This is a genomic window from Pseudomonas sp. BIC9C, from assembly GCF_034541995.1.
GTDB classification, from domain to species: Bacteria; Pseudomonadota; Gammaproteobacteria; order Pseudomonadales; family Pseudomonadaceae; genus Aquipseudomonas; species Aquipseudomonas fluorescens_CC.
Map to the genome: position 1 here is coordinate 2,117,237 of NZ_JAWDGM010000001.1, position 23,153 is coordinate 2,140,389.

The 23,153-nt window shown below is 60.9% G+C and carries 21 protein-coding genes; 13 read left to right on the top strand and 8 right to left on the bottom strand.

What is annotated here, in order from left to right; translation table 11 throughout:
• Positions 1-88: 88 nt before the first annotated feature.
• Genes ftsX through ftsY form a run of 3 tightly spaced genes read right to left on the bottom strand, consistent with a single transcriptional unit; the run spans position 89 to position 3,260 of the window.
• Entirely contained in the window at positions 89-1,111 is a 1,023-nt protein-coding gene (gene ftsX, locus RS887_RS09880; RefSeq protein ID WP_322615189.1) for a permease-like cell division protein FtsX, read from the bottom strand.
• A complete protein-coding gene (gene ftsE, locus RS887_RS09885; protein ID WP_007975383.1) occupies positions 1,108-1,779 on the bottom strand; it encodes a cell division ATP-binding protein FtsE in 672 nt (223 codons plus the stop codon). The genes ftsX and ftsE overlap by 4 nt, the downstream gene beginning before the upstream one ends.
• Complete coding sequence (gene ftsY / locus RS887_RS09890) at positions 1,776-3,260, bottom strand: signal recognition particle-docking protein FtsY (protein ID WP_322615190.1); 1,485 nt, start codon at positions 3,258-3,260, stop codon at positions 1,776-1,778. The genes ftsE and ftsY overlap by 4 nt, the downstream gene beginning before the upstream one ends.
• Positions 3,261-3,603: 343 nt before the next feature.
• Here ftsY and RS887_RS09895 point away from each other — a divergent pair, with 343 nt between their 5' ends.
• From RS887_RS09895 to RS887_RS09915, 5 genes are read left to right on the top strand one after another with little or no spacing between them, the layout of a single operon-like run.
• On the top strand, positions 3,604-4,959 hold the full coding sequence (locus tag RS887_RS09895; protein WP_322615191.1) for a pitrilysin family protein: 1,356 nt from the start codon (positions 3,604-3,606) through the stop codon (positions 4,957-4,959).
• Positions 4,952-6,442 (top strand): pitrilysin family protein, encoded by a 1,491-nt coding sequence (locus RS887_RS09900; RefSeq protein ID WP_322615192.1) that lies wholly within the window; start codon positions 4,952-4,954, stop codon positions 6,440-6,442. Before RS887_RS09895 ends, RS887_RS09900 begins: the two co-directional genes overlap by 8 nt.
• Positions 6,442-7,050 (top strand): 16S rRNA (guanine(966)-N(2))-methyltransferase RsmD, encoded by a 609-nt coding sequence (gene rsmD / locus RS887_RS09905; protein WP_008019983.1) that lies wholly within the window; start codon positions 6,442-6,444, stop codon positions 7,048-7,050. Before RS887_RS09900 ends, rsmD begins: the two co-directional genes overlap by 1 nt.
• Before the next feature lie 56 nt (positions 7,051-7,106).
• The gene (locus RS887_RS09910) at positions 7,107-8,105 is read left to right on the top strand and encodes a hydrolase (protein WP_322615193.1); all 999 of its coding nucleotides are present in this window, start codon (positions 7,107-7,109) and stop codon (positions 8,103-8,105) included.
• A 3-nt stretch (positions 8,106-8,108) separates the two neighbouring features.
• Entirely contained in the window at positions 8,109-8,948 is an 840-nt protein-coding gene (locus RS887_RS09915; protein WP_322615194.1) for an AraC family transcriptional regulator, read from the top strand.
• Positions 8,949-9,079: 131 nt separating this feature from the next.
• On the opposite strand, the gene RS887_RS09920 is transcribed toward RS887_RS09915, so the two are convergent.
• Together RS887_RS09920 and RS887_RS09925 are read right to left on the bottom strand one after the other, a co-directional pair.
• Positions 9,080-9,934: a sulfurtransferase gene (locus RS887_RS09920; RefSeq protein ID WP_322615195.1), complete on the bottom strand. Its 855-nt coding sequence runs from the start codon at positions 9,932-9,934 to the stop codon at positions 9,080-9,082.
• Positions 9,935-9,968: 34 nt separating this feature from the next.
• On the bottom strand, positions 9,969-10,640 hold the full coding sequence (locus RS887_RS09925; RefSeq protein ID WP_322615196.1) for a TetR/AcrR family transcriptional regulator: 672 nt from the start codon (positions 10,638-10,640) through the stop codon (positions 9,969-9,971).
• Between the two features lie 145 nt (positions 10,641-10,785).
• On the opposite strand from RS887_RS09925, the gene RS887_RS09930 reads away from it, so the two are divergent.
• The 5 genes from RS887_RS09930 (at position 10,786) to RS887_RS09950 (ending at position 15,546) form a co-directional block, all read left to right on the top strand.
• Positions 10,786-12,216: a coniferyl aldehyde dehydrogenase gene (locus RS887_RS09930; RefSeq protein ID WP_322615197.1), complete on the top strand. Its 1,431-nt coding sequence runs from the start codon at positions 10,786-10,788 to the stop codon at positions 12,214-12,216.
• 28 nt (positions 12,217-12,244) lie between these two features.
• Entirely contained in the window at positions 12,245-12,790 is a 546-nt protein-coding gene (locus tag RS887_RS09935) for a twin-arginine translocation pathway signal protein (RefSeq protein ID WP_322615198.1), read from the top strand.
• A gap of 133 nt (positions 12,791-12,923) precedes the next feature.
• The gene (locus tag RS887_RS09940) at positions 12,924-14,519 is read left to right on the top strand and encodes a GMC family oxidoreductase (protein ID WP_322615199.1); all 1,596 of its coding nucleotides are present in this window, start codon (positions 12,924-12,926) and stop codon (positions 14,517-14,519) included.
• A gap of 115 nt (positions 14,520-14,634) precedes the next feature.
• Positions 14,635-15,114, top strand: a complete 480-nt coding sequence (gene coaD / locus RS887_RS09945) for a pantetheine-phosphate adenylyltransferase (protein ID WP_007939322.1) — start codon at positions 14,635-14,637, stop codon at positions 15,112-15,114.
• 180 nt (positions 15,115-15,294) lie between these two features.
• Complete coding sequence (locus tag RS887_RS09950; RefSeq protein WP_003176712.1) at positions 15,295-15,546, top strand: YfhL family 4Fe-4S dicluster ferredoxin; 252 nt, start codon at positions 15,295-15,297, stop codon at positions 15,544-15,546.
• 125 nt (positions 15,547-15,671) lie between these two features.
• Here the strand turns inward: RS887_RS09950 and mutM are convergent, their stop codons facing one another.
• Both mutM and RS887_RS09960 read right to left on the bottom strand, forming a co-directional pair.
• Entirely contained in the window at positions 15,672-16,484 is an 813-nt protein-coding gene (gene mutM / locus RS887_RS09955) for a bifunctional DNA-formamidopyrimidine glycosylase/DNA-(apurinic or apyrimidinic site) lyase (RefSeq protein ID WP_008019995.1), read from the bottom strand.
• A 42-nt stretch (positions 16,485-16,526) separates the two neighbouring features.
• Positions 16,527-17,396, bottom strand: coding sequence for an HDOD domain-containing protein (locus tag RS887_RS09960; RefSeq protein ID WP_322615200.1), 870 nt, complete (start codon positions 17,394-17,396; stop codon positions 16,527-16,529).
• Positions 17,397-17,572: 176 nt separating this feature from the next.
• Between RS887_RS09960 and RS887_RS09965 the strand changes: the two genes are divergently transcribed.
• The 3 genes from RS887_RS09965 (at position 17,573) to ilvD (ending at position 21,631) form a co-directional block, all read left to right on the top strand.
• On the top strand, positions 17,573-18,769 hold the full coding sequence (locus RS887_RS09965; RefSeq protein ID WP_204929505.1) for a class I SAM-dependent rRNA methyltransferase: 1,197 nt from the start codon (positions 17,573-17,575) through the stop codon (positions 18,767-18,769).
• A 204-nt stretch (positions 18,770-18,973) separates the two neighbouring features.
• Positions 18,974-19,432 (top strand): REP-associated tyrosine transposase, encoded by a 459-nt coding sequence (locus tag RS887_RS09970; protein WP_322615201.1) that lies wholly within the window; start codon positions 18,974-18,976, stop codon positions 19,430-19,432.
• 357 nt (positions 19,433-19,789) lie between these two features.
• Positions 19,790-21,631: a dihydroxy-acid dehydratase gene (gene ilvD / locus RS887_RS09975; protein WP_111285359.1), complete on the top strand. Its 1,842-nt coding sequence runs from the start codon at positions 19,790-19,792 to the stop codon at positions 21,629-21,631.
• A 186-nt stretch (positions 21,632-21,817) separates the two neighbouring features.
• Here the strand turns inward: ilvD and RS887_RS09980 are convergent, their stop codons facing one another.
• Positions 21,818-22,873, bottom strand: a complete 1,056-nt coding sequence (locus tag RS887_RS09980) for a hypothetical protein (RefSeq protein WP_008020000.1) — start codon at positions 22,871-22,873, stop codon at positions 21,818-21,820.
• Between the last annotated feature and the right edge of the window lie 280 nt (positions 22,874-23,153).

The window sequence follows — 23,153 nt, forward strand, 5'->3', positions numbered from 1 at the left end:
AGTTCAGCACTGCGAAAATTGACCGGAAACCGAAAGACAAGTTCCCAAAACCCATAAACGCTGAAAGGTCAATACGAGCAAAATGATACTACTTAGGCGCAAGCTCCCTCAGGTGGCGTGCGACTGCAATCCATGCACCGATATACCCCAACAGCACCGCGCCAAGCAAGAGAGACAGACCGTCGGCAACTGGCACTCCAGCCAGCGCAAAGTCACTGCCATACAAACCGGCCAGCCCCACCACCGCGTCGTTCAGCCAGTCAAGGCCGAACGCCAGTACGCCCCAAGACAGAATCCCCGCACCGAAGCCGTACAGCGCGCCCATATATAGAAAGGGCCTGCGTACATAGCTGTCAGTGCCGCCGACCAGTTTAATCACTTCTATCTCTGTGCGGCGGTTTTCAATATGAAGACGAATGGTATTGCCTATCACCAAAAGTAATGCAGAAACCAGAAGCACGGTCAGACCGAAGACAAAACGGTCACCCAGCTTGAGGATGGCGGCCAGACGCTCGACCCAGACTAAATCAAGTTGCGCCTGCTGTACCTTCGGCAACTCGGAAAGTTTTTGTCTTAATGCTTCAAGGGCCGGCTTGTCGACTTCGGTCGGCGTTACCAACACCACGCCCGGCAAAGGGTTTTCCGGCAGCTCCTTGAGCGCCTCGCCCAGACCGGACTGTTGCTGGAACTCTTCCAGCGCCTGCTCCCGGCCAACATATTCGGCATCGGCAACGCCAGGCATGCCCTTGATCTGCTCGCGCAACGCCTCGCCTTGCGCCGGGCTCGCCTCGATTTCCAGATACAGGGAAATCTGTGCCGCGCGCTGCCAGGAACCACCCAGACGCTCGACGTTACTTAGCAAAAGTGACAGGCCCATGGGCAAGCTCAGGGCCACCGCCATCACCATGCAGGTGAAAAAGCTGCCGATGGGTTGTGTGCCCAAGCGCCGCAGGCTGTCCACCAGGCTGGCGCGATGGCTTTCGATCCAGGCACGGAACAACGTGGCGAAGTCCGGCCCGTCGTCATCGTCGTGTTTTTTCTTTTGCGGCTGCGGGTCGGCGGCTTTCGGGGCCACGCGCTCGGAAACCTTCGGGCTGCGGGTAGCACTCATACGGCCGCCTCCCCGTCGCCAATCAATCGGCCGCGTTGCAGGGTCAGCATGCGGTGACGCATGCGGGCGATCAGGGCCAGGTCGTGACTGGCGATCAGAACACTGGTACCCAGACGGTTGATGTCTTCGAACACCCCCATGATTTCGGCGGCCAGACGCGGGTCGAGGTTACCGGTCGGTTCGTCCGCCAGCAGCAACGCCGGGCGATGGACAATGGCGCGGGCGATACCGACGCGCTGTTGCTGACCGGTGGACAGGTCGCCCGGGTACAGATCGGTTTTATCCGACAGCGCCACGCGCTCCAGCGCCGAATCCACGCGCTTGGCGATCTCGGCCTTGGATAGGCCCAGGATCTGCAAAGGCAACGCGACGTTATTGAACACCGTACGATCGAACAGCAACTGGTGATTCTGGAACACCACGCCGATCTGCCGACGCAGAAAAGGAATCTGCGCGTTGCTGATGGTGCTCAGGTCTTGCCCGGCGAGCAGCAACTTGCCGCTGGTCGGGCGCTCCATGGCCAGCAACAGGCGCAACAGTGTGCTTTTACCGGCGCCGGAATGGCCGGTGACAAACAGAAACTCGCCACGACGGACTCGAAAGCTCAGCTCATGCAAGCCGACGTGACCGTTCGGGTAGCGTTTACCGACCTGTTCGAAACGAATCATGAACGCTCCCGTTCGGCAAACAATGCCTGGACAAAGGGTTCTGCTTCAAAGGTACGCAAATCGTCGATGCCTTCGCCGACGCCGATGTAGCGGATCGGCAGGCCGAATTGCTTGGCCAGGGCGAAAATTACCCCGCCTTTCGCGGTGCCGTCGAGCTTGGTCAGCGCCAGGCCAGTCAGTTCGACGGTCTGGTTGAATTGCTTGGCCTGGTTGATGGCGTTCTGGCCGGTGCCGGCGTCGAGCACCAACAGCACTTCGTGAGGCGCATCGGCGTCGAGCTTGCCGATCACCCGGCGAACTTTTTTCAGCTCTTCCATCAGGTTGTCTTTGGTGTGCAGGCGACCGGCAGTGTCAGCGATCAGCACATCGATGCCACGAGCCTTGGCGGCCTGCACGGCGTCGAAGATCACCGAAGCCGAGTCAGCGCCAGTGTGCTGCGCGATCACCGGGATCTTGTTGCGCTCGCCCCAGACCTGCAACTGTTCCACCGCCGCCGCACGGAAGGTATCGCCGGCCGCCAGCATGACTTTCTTGCCTTCCAGCTGCAGTTTCTTCGCCAGTTTGCCGATGGTGGTGGTCTTGCCAGCACCGTTGACGCCGACCACCAGAATCACGAACGGCTTGTTCTGCGAGGTGACTTTCAGCGGCTGCTCGACAGGCTTGAGCATGGCGGTCAGCTCGGCCTGCAGGGATTTGTACAGGGCATCGGCGTCGGCCAGCTCTTTGCGTGCGACCTTCTGCGTCAAACGCTGAATGATCACCGAGGTGGCTTCTACACCGACATCGGCGGTCAGCAAACGGGTTTCGAGGTCTTCGAGCAGCTCGTCATCAATGACCTTCTTGCCCAGAAACAGGCTGGCCATGCCTTCGCCGATACTCGCGCTGGTCTTGGACAGGCCCTGCTTGAGGCGGGCGAAGAAACCGGCCTTGGTTTCTTCGGTGCGTACCGGCTCGGCCGGGGTTTCGACCGGAGCGGGGACGGAAGCAGCCGCTGCAACAATCGGGACTACCGGGGCTACGACGGGCGGGGCAACCGGTGCAGGTGCAGGCTCAGCCACAACGACGGGGCCCACCACCGGCTCGACCACAGGCGCATGGACCGGTGCCGGCTTGAACGCTGCCGGGGCCGGAATCGGCGGGGTCACATGAGGTGCCAGGTCATTCTCGACCAGCGCCACCGCCTCTTCCGCCACGGGCAAGGTCAGCCATGGCTCGGCAGCGGTAGTCAGCGGCTGCCCGATGATTTCGCGGGCAGGTTCGGCGACGACTTCGGCCTGCGATTGCAGCACCGGCTCGGCAGTCGGCAAGACCGCCGGCGCGGGCGCTTCATCTATTACCGGAGCCGCGGCAGGCGCTGGCTCAGGAACGGGTTGCGGCTGTTCGACGGCGGGTTCCTGCGGCTTTTTGCGCAGCCATCCGAACAGGCTTTTCTTCTCGCCAGCCGCAGCTGGGGTCTTCTTGTCGTCGTTGGAACCAAACATGGAGGACGGCTATCTCACGGTAGCGACGCGCCAATGGCGCCCCGGCAAATAAATATTCGATGCAGAACAGACTGCGATTGACCCAGCTTGTTCACGCGCAACATTTTGTCGAGGTGCTCATCGGCGCCTCAAGAAATCGACTTCTCATAGGACTAAAGCAGCAAAATCGGCGAAAAAGCAGAATTTAGTTGATAAATATCCACCTTCCGTCGCAAACCCATACAACCTGATCAAGCATAAAGGCCTGATAGGCGTGGCCGCCGCTAAAACGGATCAGTATCCTAGCACCCTCTCGCCCGCTGACGCTAAGAACAAGCGGGCAGCCCCAAAGGTTTGAAAACGAATGAATGCTCTTGCCCGCCGCGCCGCAGGCCTGCTGCTCAGCACAGTTTGCCTGCCCCTTTCGGCCCTGGCTGCCGACCCGCAACCCACCCACGAATTCACCCTCGACAATGGCCTGAAGGTAGTCGTGCGTGAAGACCACCGTGCGCCCGTGGTGGTTTCCCAGGTCTGGTACAAGGTTGGCTCCAGCTACGAGACACCGGGTAATACCGGCCTGTCCCACGCTCTGGAACACATGATGTTCAAGGGCAGCGAAAAAGTTGGCCCCGGCGAAGCCTCGCTGATCCTGCGCGACCTCGGTGCCGAAGAGAATGCATTCACCAGCGACGACTTCACCGCGTACTACCAGGTGCTGGCCCGCGACCGCCTGGGCGTGGCCTTCGAGCTGGAGGCCGACCGCATGGCCAGCCTGCGCCTGCCGGCCGACGAGTTCGCCAAGGAAATCGAGGTCATCAAGGAAGAACGTCGCCTGCGCACCGACGACAAGCCGATGTCCAAGGCCTACGAACGCTTCAAGGCCATGGCCTACCCGGCCAGCGGCTATCACACGCCGACCATCGGCTGGATGGCCGACCTTGAGCGAATGAACGTCGAAGAGCTGCGCCACTGGTACCAGACCTGGTACGTGCCGAACAACGCCACATTGGTGGTGGTCGGCGACGTGACGCCTGACGAAGTCAAGGTTCTGGCCCAGCGCTATTTCGGCCCGATCGCCAAGCGTGATGTGCCAGCCGCGAAAAAACCGCTGGAACTGGCCGAACCCGGCGAGCGCCAGATCACCCTGCACGTGCAGACCCAACTGCCCAGCCTGATGCTGGCCTTCAACGTGCCGGGCATAGCCACCACCGACGACAAACGCCTGGTCAATGCCCTGCGCCTGATCTCGGCGTTGCTCGATGGCGGCTACAGCGGGCGCATCCCGACGCAGCTGGAGCGCGGAGAAGAACTGGTGTCCGGCGGCTCGTCGAGTTACGACGCCTATACCCGTGGCGACAGCCTCTTCACCCTGTCGGCATCCCCAAACTCACAGAAACACAAAACCATCGCCCAGGCGGAAGCCGGTTTGTGGAAGCTGCTCGACCAGCTGAAAACCACGGCGCCTACCGCCGAAGAACTGGAACGGGTTCGTGCACAAGTCATTGCCGGCCTGGTTTACGAGCGCGACTCGATCACCAGCCAGGCCACCGCCATCGGCCAACTGGAAACCGTCGGCCTGTCATGGAAGCTGATGGACACCGAACTGGCCGACCTGGAAAGCGTGACACCGCAAGACATCCAGAAAGCCGCCAAGCTGTATTTCACCCGCGAACGTCTCAGCGTCGCCCATGTACTGCCTTTGGAGACGACTCATGAGTGAGCGTAAACCCTCCCGCCTGGCCTTGATCGGTCTGGTCGCCGTTGCCGTTATCGGTTCCGCCGCGTTCTATTTGTCTCGCCCTGGCCAAACCAATGCCAGCGAAGCCCTGGACAAGGCCAAGGCCAGCCAGAAACTGCAATCGCTCACCGAACTCAACGGCAAGGCACCGGACCACCGCAAGCTCGACGTGCAGACCTGGAACACCGCTGAAGGCACCAAGGTGCTGTTTGTCGAAGCCCATGAGCTGCCAATGTTCGACATGCGCCTGATCTTCGCCGCCGGCAGCAGCCAGGACGGTGATGCACCGGGCGTGGCGGTGTTGACCAACGCCATGCTCAACGAAGGCGTGGCCGGAAAAGATGTCGGTGCCATTGCCCAGGGCTTCGAAGGCCTGGGTGCCGATTTCGGCAACGGTGCCTATAAGGACATGGCAATCGCTTCGCTACGCAGCCTGAGTGCCAAGGACAAGCGCGAGCCGGCCCTGAAGCTGTTTGCCGAAGTCATCGGCAAGCCGACTTTCCCTGCCGATTCGCTGGCCCGCATCAAGAACCAGATGCTCGCCGGTTTCGAATACCAGAAACAGAACCCCGGCAAACTGGCCAGCCTGGAACTGATGAACCGCTTGTACGGTGATCACCCGTACGCGCACTCCAGCGACGGCACGGCGAAAACCGTACCGGCGATTACCGCGGCACAACTGCGTGCTTTCCACGAGAAAGCCTACGCAGCGGGTAACGTGGTGATCGCGCTGGTCGGTGACCTGTCCCGTGCGGAAGCCGAGACGATTGCCGCGCAGGTTTCCAGCGCCCTGCCCAAAGGCCCGGCCTTGCCGAAAATCGCGCAACCTGTCGAGCCCAAGGCTGGCATCAATCACATCGAGTTCCCGTCCAAGCAGACCAACCTGATGCTCGCGCAACTGGGCATCGACCGCGACGACCCGGACTACGCGGCGTTGTCCATGGGTAACCAGATTCTCGGTGGCGGCGGCTTCGGCACCCGCTTGATGAGCGAAGTGCGCGAGAAGCGTGGCCTGACTTACGGCGTGTATTCAGGCTTCACGCCGATGCAGGCGCGTGGCCCGTTCATGATCAACCTGCAAACCCGTGCCGAGATGAGCGAAGGCACCCTCAAACTGGTGCAGGATGTGCTGGCCGACTACCTTAAAACCGGCCCGACCGAAAAAGAACTCGACGACGCCAAGCGCGAACTGGCCGGCAGCTTCCCGCTGTCCACCGCCAGCAACGCCGACATCGTCGGCCAGCTGGGCGCCATCGGTTTCTACAACCTGCCGTTGAGCCACCTGGAAGACTTCATGCAACAGTCCCAGGACTTGACCGTCGAGCAGGTCAAAGCCGCCATGAACAAACACCTGAGCACGGACAAAATGGTCATCGTCAGCGCTGGCCCGACCGTGCCGCAACAGCCGTTACCGGCCCCTACTGATAAACCTTCCGAGCAGCCGCTCGGGGTTCCGGAGCATTAATGGCCCATCCTAAAAAACCCGCCAAAAACGTCCACAACGGCGTGAACCAGCTACGCATCATCGGTGGCGAATGGCGCAGCCGGAAGCTGAGCTTCCCTGACGCCCCGGGTCTGCGCCCGACGCCGGACCGCGTGCGTGAAACCCTGTTCAACTGGCTCGCGCCGTACGTGCCGGGCGCCAAGGTGCTCGACCCGTTCACCGGTAGCGGCGCGCTGTTCCTCGAAGCGCTGTCCCGTGGTGCGGCCATGGGTCAGGCGCTGGACGCCAGCAGCCTTGCGGTATCGAGCCTGAAGGAACACCTGGGCACACTGCGTTGCACCAACGGCCAGGTCCAGACCGCCGATGCCCTGCGCTATCTGGAAACCCAGACCGCAACGGCCTACGACCTGGTGTTCCTCGATCCGCCGTTCAACCAGAATCTGTTGCCCGCCGTTTGCAAGTTGCTCGAAGAGCGCCAATGGCTGGCCGAAGATGCCTGGGTGTACACCGAAAGCGAGTCCGCGCCTTCAACCCTGGGCCTGCCGCAGAACTGGCGCCTGCACCGGGAGCAGAAATCCGGGCGCGTCTACTACTCGTTGTGGCAACGTATGGCAGAGATCGCCGGTTAACTGACCGGCCTGAAAAAGGTGCGTACCCGCTACGCACCGCTGCATCGAGAATGATCGTGTCTCATCCGCCAGAACGCTTCACCCCCGCCTTCGGCCTCGGCAACCCGCACTTGCAAACCTTGTGGGGGCCGCTGTGGCGTAAAACCGTGCACATCGGCCGCGAACGCGAACGCCTGTGGCTTGAAGATGGCGACTTTCTCGATCTGGACTGGCACGGCCCGCACAGCGCCGACGCGCCTTTGGTTCTGATATTGCACGGGCTCACCGGTTCGTCGAATTCGCCTTACGTGGCCGGTATGCAAAAAGCCCTGGGCGACCGGGGTTGGGCCAGTGTCGCGCTGAACTGGCGCGGTTGCTCGGGCGAACCCAATCTGCTGCCGCGCAGTTACCATTCCGGCGCCAGTGAAGACCTGGCCGAAGCCATCAGGCACTTACGGGCCAAACGGCCTCTCGCACCGCTGTATGCGGTGGGTTACTCCCTGGGTGGCAATGTCCTGCTCAAGCACTTGGGCGAAACCGGCAGCGACAGCGGTGTGACAGGCGCCGTGGCGGTGTCGGTACCGTTCCGCCTGGACCAGTGCGCCGATCGCATCGGCCAAGGCTTCTCCAGGGTTTACCAGGCGCACTTCATGCGCGAGATGGTCGCCTACATCAAGAACAAACAGCGACAGTTCCAGCACGACGGACACGAGGAGGGCCTGGCAACCCTGGCGGCCCTCGGATCACTGGAGAACATGCGCACGTTCTGGGATTTCGATGGCCGGGTAACCGCGCCGCTGAACGGCTTCGCCGATGCCGAGGATTACTATCGCCGGGCCTCCAGCCGCTATTTCCTTGGCGAAATTCGTACGCCGACCTTGATGATCCAGGCCGCCGACGACCCCTTCGTGTTTCCCCACAGTCTGCCGCACGTCGATGAGTTATCCGCCTGCACGCAATTCGAACTGCAAGCCAAGGGTGGGCATGTCGGTTTCGTCGACGGCACGCTCAGGCAACCGGGTTACTACCTTGAACGGCGCATCCCCGAGTGGCTGGCCGCCGTAGGGCGCACTTGAATCATGGACGCGGACCAGGGCGAGTCGATCCACTTCTGGCAAACCCCGCCACTGGCCGGGGTCGAGTTGTTGTCCGCCCGTTACATCGATCATCGCTTCGCTCCCCATGTGCATGACGGCTATGTGATCGGCATGATCATGGCCGGCGCCCAGCGCTACCGCTATCGCGGCGCCGAACATCTGGCAGGCAGTGGCACGCTGGTGCTGATCAACCCCGATGAATTGCACACCGGTCACAAAGGCACCGAGGATGGCTGGCTGTACCGGGCGTTTTATCCAGACAGCGAACAGATACTCTCGCTATTGGCCGAGCTCGATCTGCCAACCCACAACCCGCCAGCCTTCGGCGCCACACTGTATCGCGACCAGGATCTGGTGAACGGTTTCTGTCAATTGCACCGCTTGCTGGAAAGCCCCGCCACCGCGCTGCAACAGCAAACCGCCTGGCGCGAGCTGATGCTGTCGCTGTTACAACGCCACGCGGCAGTCCCCGATGCCGCCAAACCCGGCAAGGAACATCGGGCCGTGAGCCTGGCCAAGGAATTGTTGCACGCGCAACTGGCATCACCGCCTTCACTGGAGACGCTGGCCGCGGCGGTCAACCTTTCGCCCTTCCATTTCGCCCGGGTGTTCCGCCGCGCCACCGGCATGCCGCCACACACCTGGCTGATGCAGCAGCGCATCGCCCGGGCGCGAAGGTTATTGCAAGGTGGTTGTTTGCCGCTGGAGGTCGCGACGCAACTGGGGTTTGCCGACCAGAGCCATCTGAGTCGGCAGTTCAAGCAGGTATATGGGGTTGGGCCGGGGGCGTATCGCAGTGCAAAACGGGGGCTTGAGGCTTAACGAGATCTCACAAACACCATCCATCCCTGTGGGAGCGAGCTTGCTCGCGATGGCGGCTTAACAATCAGCATCAATATTGAATGTAATGGCCCCATCGCGAGCAAGCTCGCTCCCACAAAGTTATGTGGTGTTTATTCGCCTGTGGCGATGCCTCGCGCAGGCTCATTGATCCATTCGCTCCACGACCCGGCATACAACGAACCCAACGGATATCCAGCCAGACACAACGCAAACAGGTTGTGGCACGCCGTCACGCCGGAACCACAGTACGCCACCAGCTCATTCGGCGAACGATCACCCAGTTTGGCTGCGAAGCGCTGCTTGAGCTGAGCGGCCGGCAGGAAACGCCCGTCACTGCCCAGATTGTCGGTAAATGCCGCGCACTGGGCTCCGGGAATATGCCCGGCTACCGGATCGATCGGCTCCACTTCACCCTTGAAACGCGGCAGTGCACGGGCATCGAGCAGGGTCAGTTCCGGCCTGGAGAGACGCTTTTGCAGCTGCTCGGCACTGATCAGCAACGCCATGTCGGGACTGCCGGTGAAGGAGCCACGGGCGATCGCCGGCGCATCCAGACTCAGTGGCAAACCGGCCGCATGCCAGGCCTTGAGACCGCCATCGAGGATGAATACACCGTCGCGCTTGCCCAACCATGCCAGCAACCACCAGGCCCGCGCCGCATAGGCACCCGGACCGTCGTCATACAGAACCACTTCGCTATCGGTATCGATACCCCAGGCTTGCAGGCGCTCGATCAACTGCTCCGGCTCGGGCAACGGATGACGCCCGGTCACGCCCTTGACCAAGGTGCCACTCAGATCACGCTCAAGGTCGGCATAGCTCGAACCGGCGATGTGCCCTTCGGCATAGCTGCGCTGGCCGTAATCCGGGTCTTCGAGGGCAAAACGACAATCCAGAATCACCAGCCCCGGCTGGTCCTTTTTCAGGTCCAGTGCTTGCGGGCTGATCAATTGCGCAATGGGCATAGCGGGCTCCTGTGATTTTTATCGGCTTTAGATCCTACGACACTTCCTCAAGTGCCTGGGCCAAGGGCACGTAAAACTCTTCGAACAAGGCGTTGACCGCATCGCGGGACAGATCCGTGACAAACCCGGCTTCCAGCACCAGCACCTGATACACCCCGCGCTTAATGGCCTGTTCGCTCAAGTGGCTGGAGTTCTCCCGCGTGGTGCACAGGAAACGTACCCAGGACGTGAGGATGATCCAGGCATTGAGCGTCAGGGATTCGATCTGCACCTTGTCCATCTTCAGGATGCCGGCAGCGACAAAACCTTCGTAGATCGCCGAACCCTGGATCAGGCAGCGCTGGGAGAAGCGTCGATAGCGGTCGGCCAGGTCCGGATCACTGTCGAGCAAATGTTCGAGATCGCGATGCAGAAACCGGTAGCGCCACATCGCCGCCAGCAGCTCCTTGAGGTAGAAGCGCTTGTCTTCCACCGTGGCGGCGCGCCCCTGGGGCGGGCGCAGGAAGCTGTCCACCAGGCTTTCGTACTCGCTGAACAGCACGGCGATGATCGCCTGCTTGTTCGGGAAGTGGTAGTACAGGTTGCCCGGGGAAATGTCCATGTGGGCAGCAATGTGGTTGGTGCTGATGCTGCGCTCGCCCTGTTGATTGAACAGTTCCAGGCTGTTCTGCACGATGCGCTCGCTGGTTTTGATCCGTGGGGCCATGGCTTGAGCTTTAATTCAGAGTGCGTTGACGAGCATCTTAGAGCTATCCGCGAGCGGATAAAACAAAGCTGTTCCAGGATGTCATTTGACTTTTTAGAGCATGGACTCTAAAAATTGCTTCATTACAATAAATCCGGAGCCGACCATGACTGCTGACATTTCCTACCTGCAGAACCAACAGCAGTCGCTGGAAGAGCTTCAGGCCCTGTTTGTCGCCCAGCGTGCCGCGTACGCCGCCAACCCTATGCCACCCGCTGCGCAGCGTCAGCAATGGCTCAAGGCGCTAAAGGATTTATTGAGCAATGAACGCCAGGCCCTGATCGATGCGATCAGCCAGGACTTCAGCCATCGCAGCGCCGATGAAACCCTGCTCGCCGAACTGATGCCCAGCCTGCACGGCATCCATTACGCCAGCAAACACCTCAAGGGCTGGATGCGCGCTTCACGGCGCAAGGTCGGTGTTGCCTTCCAGCCGGCTTCGGCGAAAGTGGTTTACCAGCCGCTGGGCGTGGTCGGGATCATCGTGCCGTGGAACTACCCTCTGTACCTGGCCATCGGCCCGTTGGTCGGCGCGTTGTCGGCGGGCAACCGGGTGATGCTCAAGCTCAGCGAATCAACGCCCGCGACCGGCCTGCTGATGAAGCAGCTGCTGGCGCGGATCTTCCCCGAAGACCTGGTTTGCGTAGTCCTGGGCGAGGCTGACATGGGCGTGGCGTTTTCACGCCTGCCGCTCGATCACCTGCTGTTTACCGGCGCCACCAGCATCGGCAGGCACGTGATGCGCGCCGCCGCGGAAAACCTTACCCCGGTGACCCTGGAACTGGGCGGCAAATCCCCGGCCATCGTTTCTCGCGACGTACCGCTCAAGGACGCCGCCGAACGCATCGCCTTCGGCAAGACCCTGAACGCCGGCCAGACCTGCGTGGCCCCGGACTATGTGCTAGTGCCGGAGGATCGCGTCGGAGATTTCGTCGAAGCCTATCGCACTGCCGTCCGCGGGTTTTATCCGACGCTGGCCGACAACCCGGACTACACCGCGATCATCAATGAACGACAACTGACGCGCCTCAATGGTTACGTCAGCGACGCCACCAGCAAGGGTGCGCTGCTGATGCCACTGTTCGACCAGGGCCAGGGCCGCCGCATGAGCCATAGCCTGCTGCTCAATGTCACTGACGACATGACGGTGATGCAGGACGAAATCTTCGGGCCGCTGCTGCCAATCGTGCCGTACAAGGATCTGGACCAGGCATTTGCCTACATCAACCAGCGCCCTCGCCCACTGGCGCTGTATTACTTCGGCTACGACAAGCGCGAACAGCAGCGCGTGCTGCACGAAACCCATACCGGTGGCGTGTGCCTGAACGACACGTTGCTGCACGTCGCCCAGGACGACATGCCGTTCGGCGGCATCGGCGCCTCGGGCATGGGCCATTACCACGGCCATGAAGGCTTCCTGACGTTCAGCAAAGCCAAGGGCGTGTTGATCAAACAGCGGTTCAACGCGGCGAAGCTGATCTACCCGCCGTACGGCAAATCCATCCAGAAGCTGATCCAGAAGCTGTTCATCCGCTAACGATCATCACCGTCGGGTAATAACAATAATGAACCCAAGCCTGTCCGATTCACCCGCGCTGTCACGGCGCGGGTTGCTTAAATTCAGCCTCGGCGCCACAGCTTTCCTTGCCACCGCCGGGCTCGGAGCCAGCCTCAGCGGCTGTTCGTCGAGCGTCCCGGCCAGTGGCCTCACCACGTTACGCAGCGGCGACCTGCTGTTTTTGCGGGCGTTGATTCCGGTCATGCTCGAGGGTGCCGTGACCTCCGAACGGATGCCCGAGGCTGTCGAAGGCACACTGAAAAGCCTGGATTACAGCCTCGCCCACCTGTCGCCGGAAATGCTCAAGCTGACCCGGCAACTGTTCGATGTGCTGGGCATGGCCGTGACCCGCGGACCGTTGACCGGAATCTGGGGCAGTTGGGAAAACGCCAGCGCCGACGATATCCGGCATTTTCTCGATCGCTGGGAAAACAGCTCGTTGAGCCTGTTGCGCATGGGCCACAGTTCCTTGCTGCAACTGGTGATGATGGCCTGGTACGGGGGCAAGGAGTCGTGGGCGCATTGCGGGTATCCCGGGCCTCCGACTGTCTGAAATCGAGTTGACCCCTTCGCGAGCAAGCCCGCTCCCACATTGACCGCGTGACCCTGTGGGAGCGGGCTTGCTCGCGAAGGCGTCAGTCCAGTCACCCCCAGTACCCAGACCACAATAAAAAGAGAACCCGAAAATGCCCGTACCCGATCCGTTCCGCGAAGGCATGGCCCGAGGCTGGAAAACCTACGACGGCTCGCAACTGACCCAGGACCTGACACTCGAAGCGGACGTGGCGATCATCGGCAGCGGTGCCGGCGGCGGCACCACGGCTGAAATCCTCAGCGCGGCCGGCTATAGAGTGCTGCTGATCGAGGAAGGCCCGCTCAAGACCAGCAGCGACTTCAAGCTGCTCGAAGACCAGGCCTACAGCAGCCTCTATCAGGAAGGCATCGGCCGCATGAGCAAGGACGGGGCGATCACCATCCTCCAGGGCCGGGCGGTGGGCGGCACCACACTGATCAACTGGACCTCCAGTTTCCGTACCCCGGAGCCGACCCTGGAACACTGGGCCAAAGAGCACAACGTCAAGGGCCACAGCCCGGCGGAAATGGCGCCGTGGTTCGAGAAAATGGAGCAGCGCCTGGGCGTCGCGCCGTGGATGGTGCCACCCAACGCCAACAATGACGTGATCCGCAAGGGCTGCGAGGCGCTGGGCTACAGCTGGCACGTCATCCCGCGCAACGTTCGCGGCTGCTGGAACCTCGGCTACTGCGGCATGGGCTGCCCGACCAACGCCAAGCAATCGATGATGGTCACCACCATTCCAGCCACCCTGGAAAAGGGCGGCGAACTGCTTTACCTGGCCCGCGCCGAAAAACTCATGATCAGCGGCGACCGGGTCACCGGCCTGCAATGTTCGGCGATGGATGAACGCTGCGTCGCACCGACCGGGCGCACCATCACGGTCAAGGCGCGGCATTTCGTGCTGGCCGGTGGCGGCATCAACAGCCCGGCCTTGCTGATGCGCTCCGCGGCACCCGACCCGCACAAGCGCCTTGGAAAACGTACGTTCCTGCACCCGGTGAACATGTCTGCCGCGCTATTCGACGAAGTGGTCAACCCGTTCTACGGCGCGCCGCAGTCGATCTATTCCGACCACTTCCAATGGCAGGACGGCACCACCGGCAAGATGTCCTACAAACTGGAAGTCCCGCCCCTGCACCCGGCGCTGGCCACGACACTGCTCGGTGGTTTCGGCCAGGAAAACTCGCAGCACATGGCCAATCTGCCCCATACCCACGCCATGCTGGCGCTGCTGCGGGACGGTTTTCACCCGGACAGCCCCGGTGGCAGCGTCGAATTGCGCAGCGACGACACGCCGGTGCTGGATTATCAGCTCTCGCCTTACGCCTGGGACGGATTGCGCCGGGCGTTCCATACCATGGCCGAGATCCAGTTTGCCGGTGGCGCCAAGGCCGTCATGCCGATGCACGCCGATGCCCGTTACGTGAAGACCCTCGCCGAAGCCCGCACGCTGATCGACGGCCTGAGCCTGGAGTTGTATCGCACACGCCTGGGCAGCGCCCATGTGATGGGCGGTTGCGCCATGGGCGAAAGCCCGGAAACTGCGGTGACCGACAGCCTCGGCCGGCATCATCAACTGGGCAATCTGTCGATCCACGACGGCTCGCTGTTCCCCACCAGCATTGGCGCCAACCCGCAGCTGTCGGTCTACGGACTGACGGCGCAACTGGCGACATCCCTGGCCGAACGTTTGAAAAATCCATGAAAATGACGATTATTCCCATCGTCTATAGTGCTTTCTTACCCAACAGGCGACTTGGCCGACCGGGAAGGCTGCGATACCATCCGACTCCCCAACGGATTCCCGCCAGGACGACGCGATGAACCGAGTGTTGTACCCAGGTACCTTCGACCCTATTACCAAGGGCCATGGCGATCTGGTCGAACGCGCCTCGCGCCTGTTCGATCACGTGATCATCGCCGTTGCCGCGAGCCCGAAGAAAAATCCGCTGTTTCCTCTGGAACAACGGGTGGAACTGGCGCGCGAGGTCACTAAACATCTGCCGAACGTTGAAGTCGTCGGCTTCTCGACGCTGCTGGCGCACTTCGCCAAAGAGCAGAATGCCAACGTGTTCCTGCGTGGTTTGCGCGCGGTGTCGGACTTCGAATACGAATTCCAGCTGGCCAACATGAACCGCCAGTTGGCGCCGGATGTGGAAAGCCTGTTCCTGACCCCGTCCGAACGTTACTCGTTCATCTCCTCGACGCTGGTCCGTGAAATTGCGGCCCTGGGCGGTGATATCACCAAGTTCGTGCATCCTGTGGTGGCGGACGCCCTGACCGAACGCTTCAAGAAATAAATCTGCATAACTGTAGGAGCGAACTCGCTCGCGAAGATCGTCAACGATGACGCTGGAAGCCTGGCACCCCGCGGCGCTCTCAGGTTTTTCGCGAGCAGGCTCGCTCCCACAGCGCCAATGCGGCACAATTAAGCGCATTGGTTTATTACGCCCGGGCCTGCCGCCCCGGCTGGAGTTAGCATGTCCCTGATCATCACCGACGATTGCATCAACTGCGACGTCTGCGAACCCGAGTGCCCGAACGCCGCCATTTCCCAAGGCGAAGAGATCTATGTGATCGACCCGAACCTGTGCACCCAGTGTGTCGGCCACTACGACGAACCGCAGTGCCAGCAGGTCTGCCCGGTGGATTGCATTCCACTGGACGAAGCCCATCCGGAGACTCAAGAGCAGTTGATGGAGAAGTACCGCAAGATTACCGGTAAGGCTTAAGTCATTCGGCGACTTTCAGGCCGCCTTCGCGAGCAAGCCCGCTCCCACATTTGGAATGCGCTCCCCTGTGGGAGCGGGCTTGCTCGCGAAGGCGTCATCAGCCTCACTGAAGCTGTAACTGACGATCAGCTCTGACAGCGTGGGCAAAAAACGCTGGCGCGCTGCCCAAGCTTCACTTCCCGCAGGCCCGTGCCACAGACTTTGCAGTGCTCGCCGCCGCGACCGTACACGAACAGTTCCTGCTGGAAGTAACCTGGCTGACCGTCACCACCGATAAAGTCCCGCAGCGTGGTACCTCCGCGTTCGATGGCGGCCGCCAGGATGCGCTTGATCTCGATTGCCAGCTTCAAGTAACGCGCACGGGAAATGCTCCTGGCTTCGCGGCGCGGGTCGATTCCAGCGGCGAACAACGCTTCGGTCGCATAGATATTGCCGACGCCCACCACCACCGCGTTATCCATGATGAACGGCTTGACCGCCATCGAACGTCCACGGGACAGCTGGAACAGGCGCTCGCCGTCAAACAGGTCGGTCAGGGGCTCCGGCCCCAGGCGGATCAGCAATTCATGATTGAGCGGATCAAGGCTCCAGAGCATTGCACCGAAGCGCCTCGGGTCGGTGTAACGCAGTGCCAGGCCCGATTCCAGTTCGATGTCCACATGCTCATGCTTGGCCGCTGGCAACCCGGCCTCCACCAAACGCAAATTGCCTGACATGCCCAAGTGGCTGATCAAGGTGCCGACCTCGGCATTGATCAGCAGGTACTTGGCGCGCCGCTCCACCAGTACGATGCGCTGCCCGGACAACCGAACATCGAGGTCTTCGGGGATTGGCCAGCGCAAGCGACGGTCACGCACGATCACCCGGCTGACACGCTGGCCTTCCAGGTACGGCGCGATGCCGCGACGGGTGGTTTCGACTTCTGGCAATTCAGGCATGGTGCTCTCGGATCAGGCTCATGGCCTGGAAGGTTCCGACACTCAGCGATGAGTGCCGAGGTCGCGGATCGTCTGCTTGAGGGTCTCGAAGTCGTAGTCCGAGAGGCCGACATAATCGAGCACCAGCGGCGCGATGCTGTTCCACTCGTGATCTTCGGTCTGATTGCCCAGCACCCGGTGCGACGCGCAAATGTGCTCGGCCATCTTCAGGATCGCCAGCAGGTTCTTCAACGAACTGTTGCGCGAAGATTCATCGCTGAAGATCGCCAGGGCATTGTGGTGATTGGCGATCGCAGCACTCACGTGCTCCGGCAGGCGCCAGGACTTGGCGGTGAAATACCCGACCACCGAATGATTGGTATTGAACACCTGATTCTCCGTATCCACCACCCGGCATTCGGCACTGGCGTTGGCATAGGCCTGCTCCAGAACACCCATATACTCGGGAAAACGCTGGAGCATCAAGGGTACGCCACAGTCGTGGAACAAACCCAGCGCGTAAGCTTCATCGCCGTTTTCAACGCCGATGCGCTTGGCCAGGGTCAGGCAGGTCATTGCCACGTCCTGGGCGGTGTCCCAGAAACGGTTGAGGGTGACAATGGTGTCGTCGTTCATCTCGCCCTTGATCGACTGCGCGTTGATCAGGTTGATGACCGACCGGCTGCCCAGCAGATTCACCGCACGCTGGATCGACGCGATCTTGTTGCTCAGCCCGTAATACGGCGAATTGACGATTTTCAGCAAGGAACCGGAAAGGCCCGGGTCCTGGGAGATCAGTTTGGCGATGACTTCCAGATCCGGGTCGGGCATGTACTGCTCCATCTGCAAATCCACCATGATTTGCGGCTGGGCCGGTACGCTGATGCCCTGCAGGGCTAGTTGGATCTGTTCGGAAGTCAGCTCTTGGGACATAAGTACACACTCTGGGTCAGGCGCAGATTCTAGCTTCTAACAGTTGGATCCGAAACCTTGTACGGCCCTTCGCCTGAAGTTTCATCCTGGCGGGCCCTGCCCACCGCATGTCCATCCACCATGCCGTGGCCTTGCGCAACACGCTATACTCCCGCTCTTTTTTCCGGAGCGACGTCATGTCCCTGCCTAGCCTGCGCCTCAAAGCCAACGCCGACCGCCGTCTGCGCAACGGCCACTTGTGGGTCTACAGCAACGAAATCGATGTAGCCGCTACGCCTTTGCACGGTTTCAAGGCCGGCGACCAGGCGATCCTCGAAGCCGCCGGCGGCAAGCCGCTGGGCATCGTTGCCATGAGCCCGAACAACCTGATCTGCGCCCGTGTGCTGTCGCGCGACATCAAGCTGCCGCTGGACAAATCGCTGCTGGTGCATCGCCTGAACGTGGCCCTGTCCCTGCGCGAGCGCCTGTTCGACAAGCCGTTCTATCGTCTGGTCTACGGCGACTCCGATCTGTTGCCAGGCCTGGTGGTCGACCGTTTCGGCGACATCCTGGTGGTCCAGATCGCTTCGGCGACCATGGAAGCCCATAAAGACGACGTGATCGCGGCGCTGACCCAAGTGCTCAAGCCAAGCGGCATTCTGTTCAAGAACGACTCCGCCGCCCGTGACGCCGAAGGCCTCAACCGCTACGTCGAAACCGTATTCGGCCTGGTGCCGGAGTGGGTTGCTCTCGAAGAGAACGGCGTGAAATTCGAAGCCCCGGTCATCCAGGGTCAGAAAACCGGCTGGTTCTACGACCACCGCATGAACCGCGCACGCCTGGCCCCTTACGCCAAGGGCAAGCGCGTACTGGATCTGTACAGCTACATCGGCGGCTGGGGCGTGCAGGCTGCCGCGTTCGGCGCCAGTGAAGTGTTCTGCGTCGACGCCTCGGCCTTCGCCCTCGACGGCGTCGAGCGCAACGCCGCGCTGAACGGCTTCGCCGAAAAAATGACCTGCATCGAAGGCGACGTGTTCGAAGCCCTCAAAGAGCTGAAAGCCAGCGAAGAACGCTTCGACGTGATCGTGGCCGACCCGCCGGCGTTCATCAAACGCAAGAAAGACATGAAGAACGGCGAAGGCGCCTACCGTCGTCTGAACGAACAAGCCATGCGCCTGCTGACCAAGGACGGTATCCTGGTCAGCGCATCCTGCTCGATGCACCTGCCGGAAGACGACCTGCAGAACATCCTGCTGACCAGTGCCCGTCACCTGGACCGCAATATCCAGATGCTGGAACGTGGCGGTCAGGGTCCGGATCATCCGGTGCACCCGGCGATTGCCGAGACACGTTATATCAAGAGCATTACCTGCCGGTTGTTGCCAAACAGCTAACAACACAAACCCCTGTAGGAGCGAGCTTGCTCGCGATGGTCGTCAACGATAACGCGGGAAGCCTGGTGCCCCGCGGCGTTGTCGGGTTCATCGCGAGCAAGCTCGCTCCTACAGTTGCACGACACATCCTGACCCACAGTCGAAGCGACAACCTCCCATCCCATGCCTACCGTTTCTCTTCTAACCACAGAAGAGGACAACGGAATGTCCAGCACGCCGAAAGCTCACCGCTTACGCGCAGGCCGCCGCCCGGAACCCGGGCGCATCTATCTCCTGACCGCAGTCACCCATGAACGACAACCGATCTTCAATGATTTGTACGTTGGACGCTTGGTAGTAAACGAATTCAGAAGAGCTCATGAAGCCGGCAATGCCACCTCGATAGCGTGGGTCGTCATGCCGGATCACTTTCATTGGCTGGTTGAATTGCACAACGGTGATTTGCCGAAACTGATGCAGGCGGCCAAATCCAGAAGTGCTCGCGTCATCAACCAGCAAAGAGGTCGCCACGAAACGCTATGGCAAAAGGGTTACTTCGATCGGGCCTTGCGCCACGAGGAAGACCTGAAAGCAGCCGCCCGATACATCATTGCCAACCCTTTGCGCGCCGGACTTGTGACTCGGGTTGGAGACTACCCGCTGTGGGATGCCATGTGGCTCTGATGCACAACGCAAATCCTTGTAGGAGCGAGCTCGCTCGCGATGGTCGTCAACGATGACGCGGGGGAACCTGATGCCCCGCGGCGCTCTCGGGCTCATCGCGAGCGAGCTCGCTCCTACAGGGGTGGTCGCCGAACGTCTTGTGAATGCTTGCAGCCATTCCCTCCAGCCGCCAGCCGTGTAGAATCGCGAACATTCATCGCCAGTCATCCCCGGCGGGTTTATGAGCTCAAGCTGAAGCGCGCGGCGATCCCGCAAAGTTATCGGCAACTTCCGGACACGCGGCCATTTCTGAGTGTTCCAGACGTCAATAGAAGCTCACTTCCCTTTTGATACCTGATTAGCCGCCCGGAGTGCTTCATGCCTGATTACCGCTCGAAAACATCCACCCACGGCCGCAACATGGCCGGTGCCCGCGCACTGTGGCGCGCCACGGGGATGAAAGATGACGACTTCAAGAAGCCGATCATCGCCATTGCCAACTCGTTCACCCAGTTCGTACCGGGCCATGTGCACCTCAAGGACCTGGGCCAACTGGTCGCCCGCGAGATCGAACGCGCTGGCGGCGTGGCCAAGGAATTCAACACCATCGCCGTGGACGACGGCATCGCCATGGGCCACGACGGCATGCTGTATTCGCTGCCGAGCCGCGAAATCATCGCCGACTCCGTCGAGTACATGGTCAACGCCCACTGCGCCGACGCCATCGTCTGCATCTCCAACTGCGACAAGATCACCCCTGGCATGCTGATGGCCTCCCTGCGCCTGAACATCCCGGTGATCTTCGTTTCCGGCGGCCCGATGGAAGCCGGCAAGACCAAACTCGCATCCCACGGCCTCGACCTGGTCGACGCCATGGTGATCGCCGCCGACTCCAGCGCTTCTGACGAGAAGGTTGCCGAGTACGAGCGCAGCGCCTGCCCGACCTGCGGTTCGTGCTCCGGCATGTTCACCGCCAACTCGATGAACTGCCTGGTCGAAGCACTGGGCCTGGCATTGCCGGGCAACGGTTCGACCCTGGCCACCCACAGCGACCGCGAGCAACTGTTCCTACAGGCCGGCCGCACCATCGTCGAGCTGTGCAAGCGTTACTACGGCGAGAACGACGAGTCGGTGTTGCCACGCAATATCGCCAACTTCCAGGCGTTCGAGAACGCCATGACCCTGGACATCGCCATGGGCGGTTCCACCAACACCATCCTGCACTTGCTGGCCGCCGCCCAGGAAGCCGAGATCGATTTCGACCTGCGCGACATCGACCGTCTGTCCCGTCACGTGCCGCAACTGTGCAAGGTTGCGCCGAACATCCAGAAGTACCACATGGAAGACGTGCACCGTGCCGGCGGCATCTTCAGCATCCTCGGTTCGCTGGCCCGTGGTGGCTTGCTGCACACCCAGCTGCCGACCGTGCACAGCCGCAGCATGGAAGAAGCCATCGCCAAGTGGGACATCACCCAGACCACCGACGAAGCCGTGCACCACTTCTTCAAGGCCGGTCCTGCGGGCATCCCGACGCAAACCGCGTTCAGCCAGTCGACCCGTTGGGAAACCCTGGACGACGACCGTGAAAACGGCTGCATCCGCAGTGTCGAGCACGCTTACTCGAAAGAAGGCGGCCTGGCCGTTCTCTACGGCAACATCGCCCTGGACGGCTGCGTGGTGAAAACCGCTGGCGTCGACGAGTCGATCCACGTGTTCGAAGGCAACGCGAAGATCTTCGAAAGCCAGGACAGCGCCGTACGCGGCATCCTTGCTGACGAAGTGAAGGAAGGCGACATCGTCATCATTCGCTACGAAGGCCCGAAAGGCGGCCCGGGCATGCAGGAAATGCTCTACCCGACCTCGTACCTGAAATCCAAAGGCCTGGGCAAAGCCTGCGCCCTGTTGACCGACGGCCGTTTCTCCGGCGGCACCTCGGGCCTGTCCATCGGCCACGCTTCGCCTGAAGCCGCTGCCGGCGGCGCGATCGGCCTGGTGCAGGACGGCGACAAAGTGCTGATCGACATTCCGAACCGCTCGATCAACCTGTTGGTCAGCGACGAAGAACTGGCCGCACGCCGTGTCGAGCAGGACAAGAAAGGCTGGAAACCGGTGGAAGTGCGTCCACGCAAAGTGACCACCGCCCTGAAAGCCTACGCCCTGCTGGCGACCAGCGCCGACAAGGGTGCGGTGCGTAACAAGGCAATGCTCGACGGACTGTAACGCTTAACCGTTGAACATGAAAATGCCCCGCCATGTGCGGGGCATTTTTGTTTCTACCGGTCACCATTCACCTGTAGGAGCGAGCCTGCTCGCGATGGACGACAGAGCGCCGCGGGGTATCAGGCAGCCAGCGTCATCGTTAACGACCATCGCGAGCAGGCTCGCTCCTACAGTGAATCAAAACCCTTACTGGATTTCTTCAGGCTTCACGATCACCCAGTTCTTGTCGGCAGTCACGGTGAGCCCTTCCTTGGCCTGGGCCGCAGCGTGCTTGGCCATCATGCCGTTGATCTGGGTCATGTATTTGTCTTTGCGATTGACCCACAGGTGGATGCCGCCCTTGGCCACGTCGACACTGTGGAACAGCATGTAACCGTCGCTGCTCGGGGTGTCGCCGCCGACCAGTACCGGTTTTTTCCACTCGTCGATGTAGGTCAGGATTGCCGCGTGCTTGCCGGCCATCCAGGTTGCCGGGGTCCACAGGTACGGGGTCACTTCAAGGCCAAGGTTGGCCTTCTCGTCATACTTGCCGGCGGTGATCTGCTTGCGCGCGGTGGTCAGCTCGCCCGTCTTCGGGTCCTTGAGCAGCAACGACACGCCGATCACGTTCTGCGGCTTTACGTTGTAGCCGTACTTCGGATCGGCCGCGACCATGCGCACCAGTTCTTCGGAGGCGGCGGTCATCACATAGACCTCGATGCCGTTCTCCATCAGTTTGTTGTACAGCTCTTGCTGGCCGGTGAAGATTTTCGGCGGGTTCACGTCGAGCTTCTTGACCACATCGCCTTCGTAATAAGTGGCCGGCACCGGTTTGCCAGACGCCATCATCTCGTCGACGTAGCCCTTGAGTTCCTTGAGTGTAAAGCCGGAGAACACCTGGGCGACCCATGGATAGCAAACCATGTCGTCGACTTCGCAGAGGCGGTAGTAGTAGCTGAACAGACTTTCCTTGTGGTCGGCGGTGTCCTTGAACGGCATCAGCTTCAGGGAGGGATCGAGCTTGTCGCGGGTGATCAGGCCCTTGTTTTCCATGAATGGCAGCAACGACTCTTCCAGGTCATAGCGGTAACTGGTGTTGTCCATGTCGAACACCGCGTAGTTACCCTTGTTGGCGTTGGCCGCGATCATCGCGTCCAGTGCCTTGGCCTGATCGGCTGGCCAGTGTTTCAAATCCGTTGCGAAAACCTGGCCGGCAAGGCCCAGGCAAAGTGCTGCAGCCAGTAATTTCGGTGCGAACTTCATCGGCGTTTCTCCCTGAATGTGAAAGACATCGACGCTAACAAATAAGTGTGACAGTCCTCGTCTGTCAGCGACCGTCCGCGTCCCTTTCGCGTCAGTTGCATTTCTGACAGCGACATCCGCTTATTCCAAAAACGACGGACACCATACGTTTTTGATATTAATTCATTAGTTTTCAAGCTGTTAGGCTTGCCGGTTCGCAGCTGCCCCGGCGATTCGAAACGAAAAGTCGCCGAGCGATGATCAGGCAAGGCAAAAACAGGCGAGAAAGCGGAGTTGACTT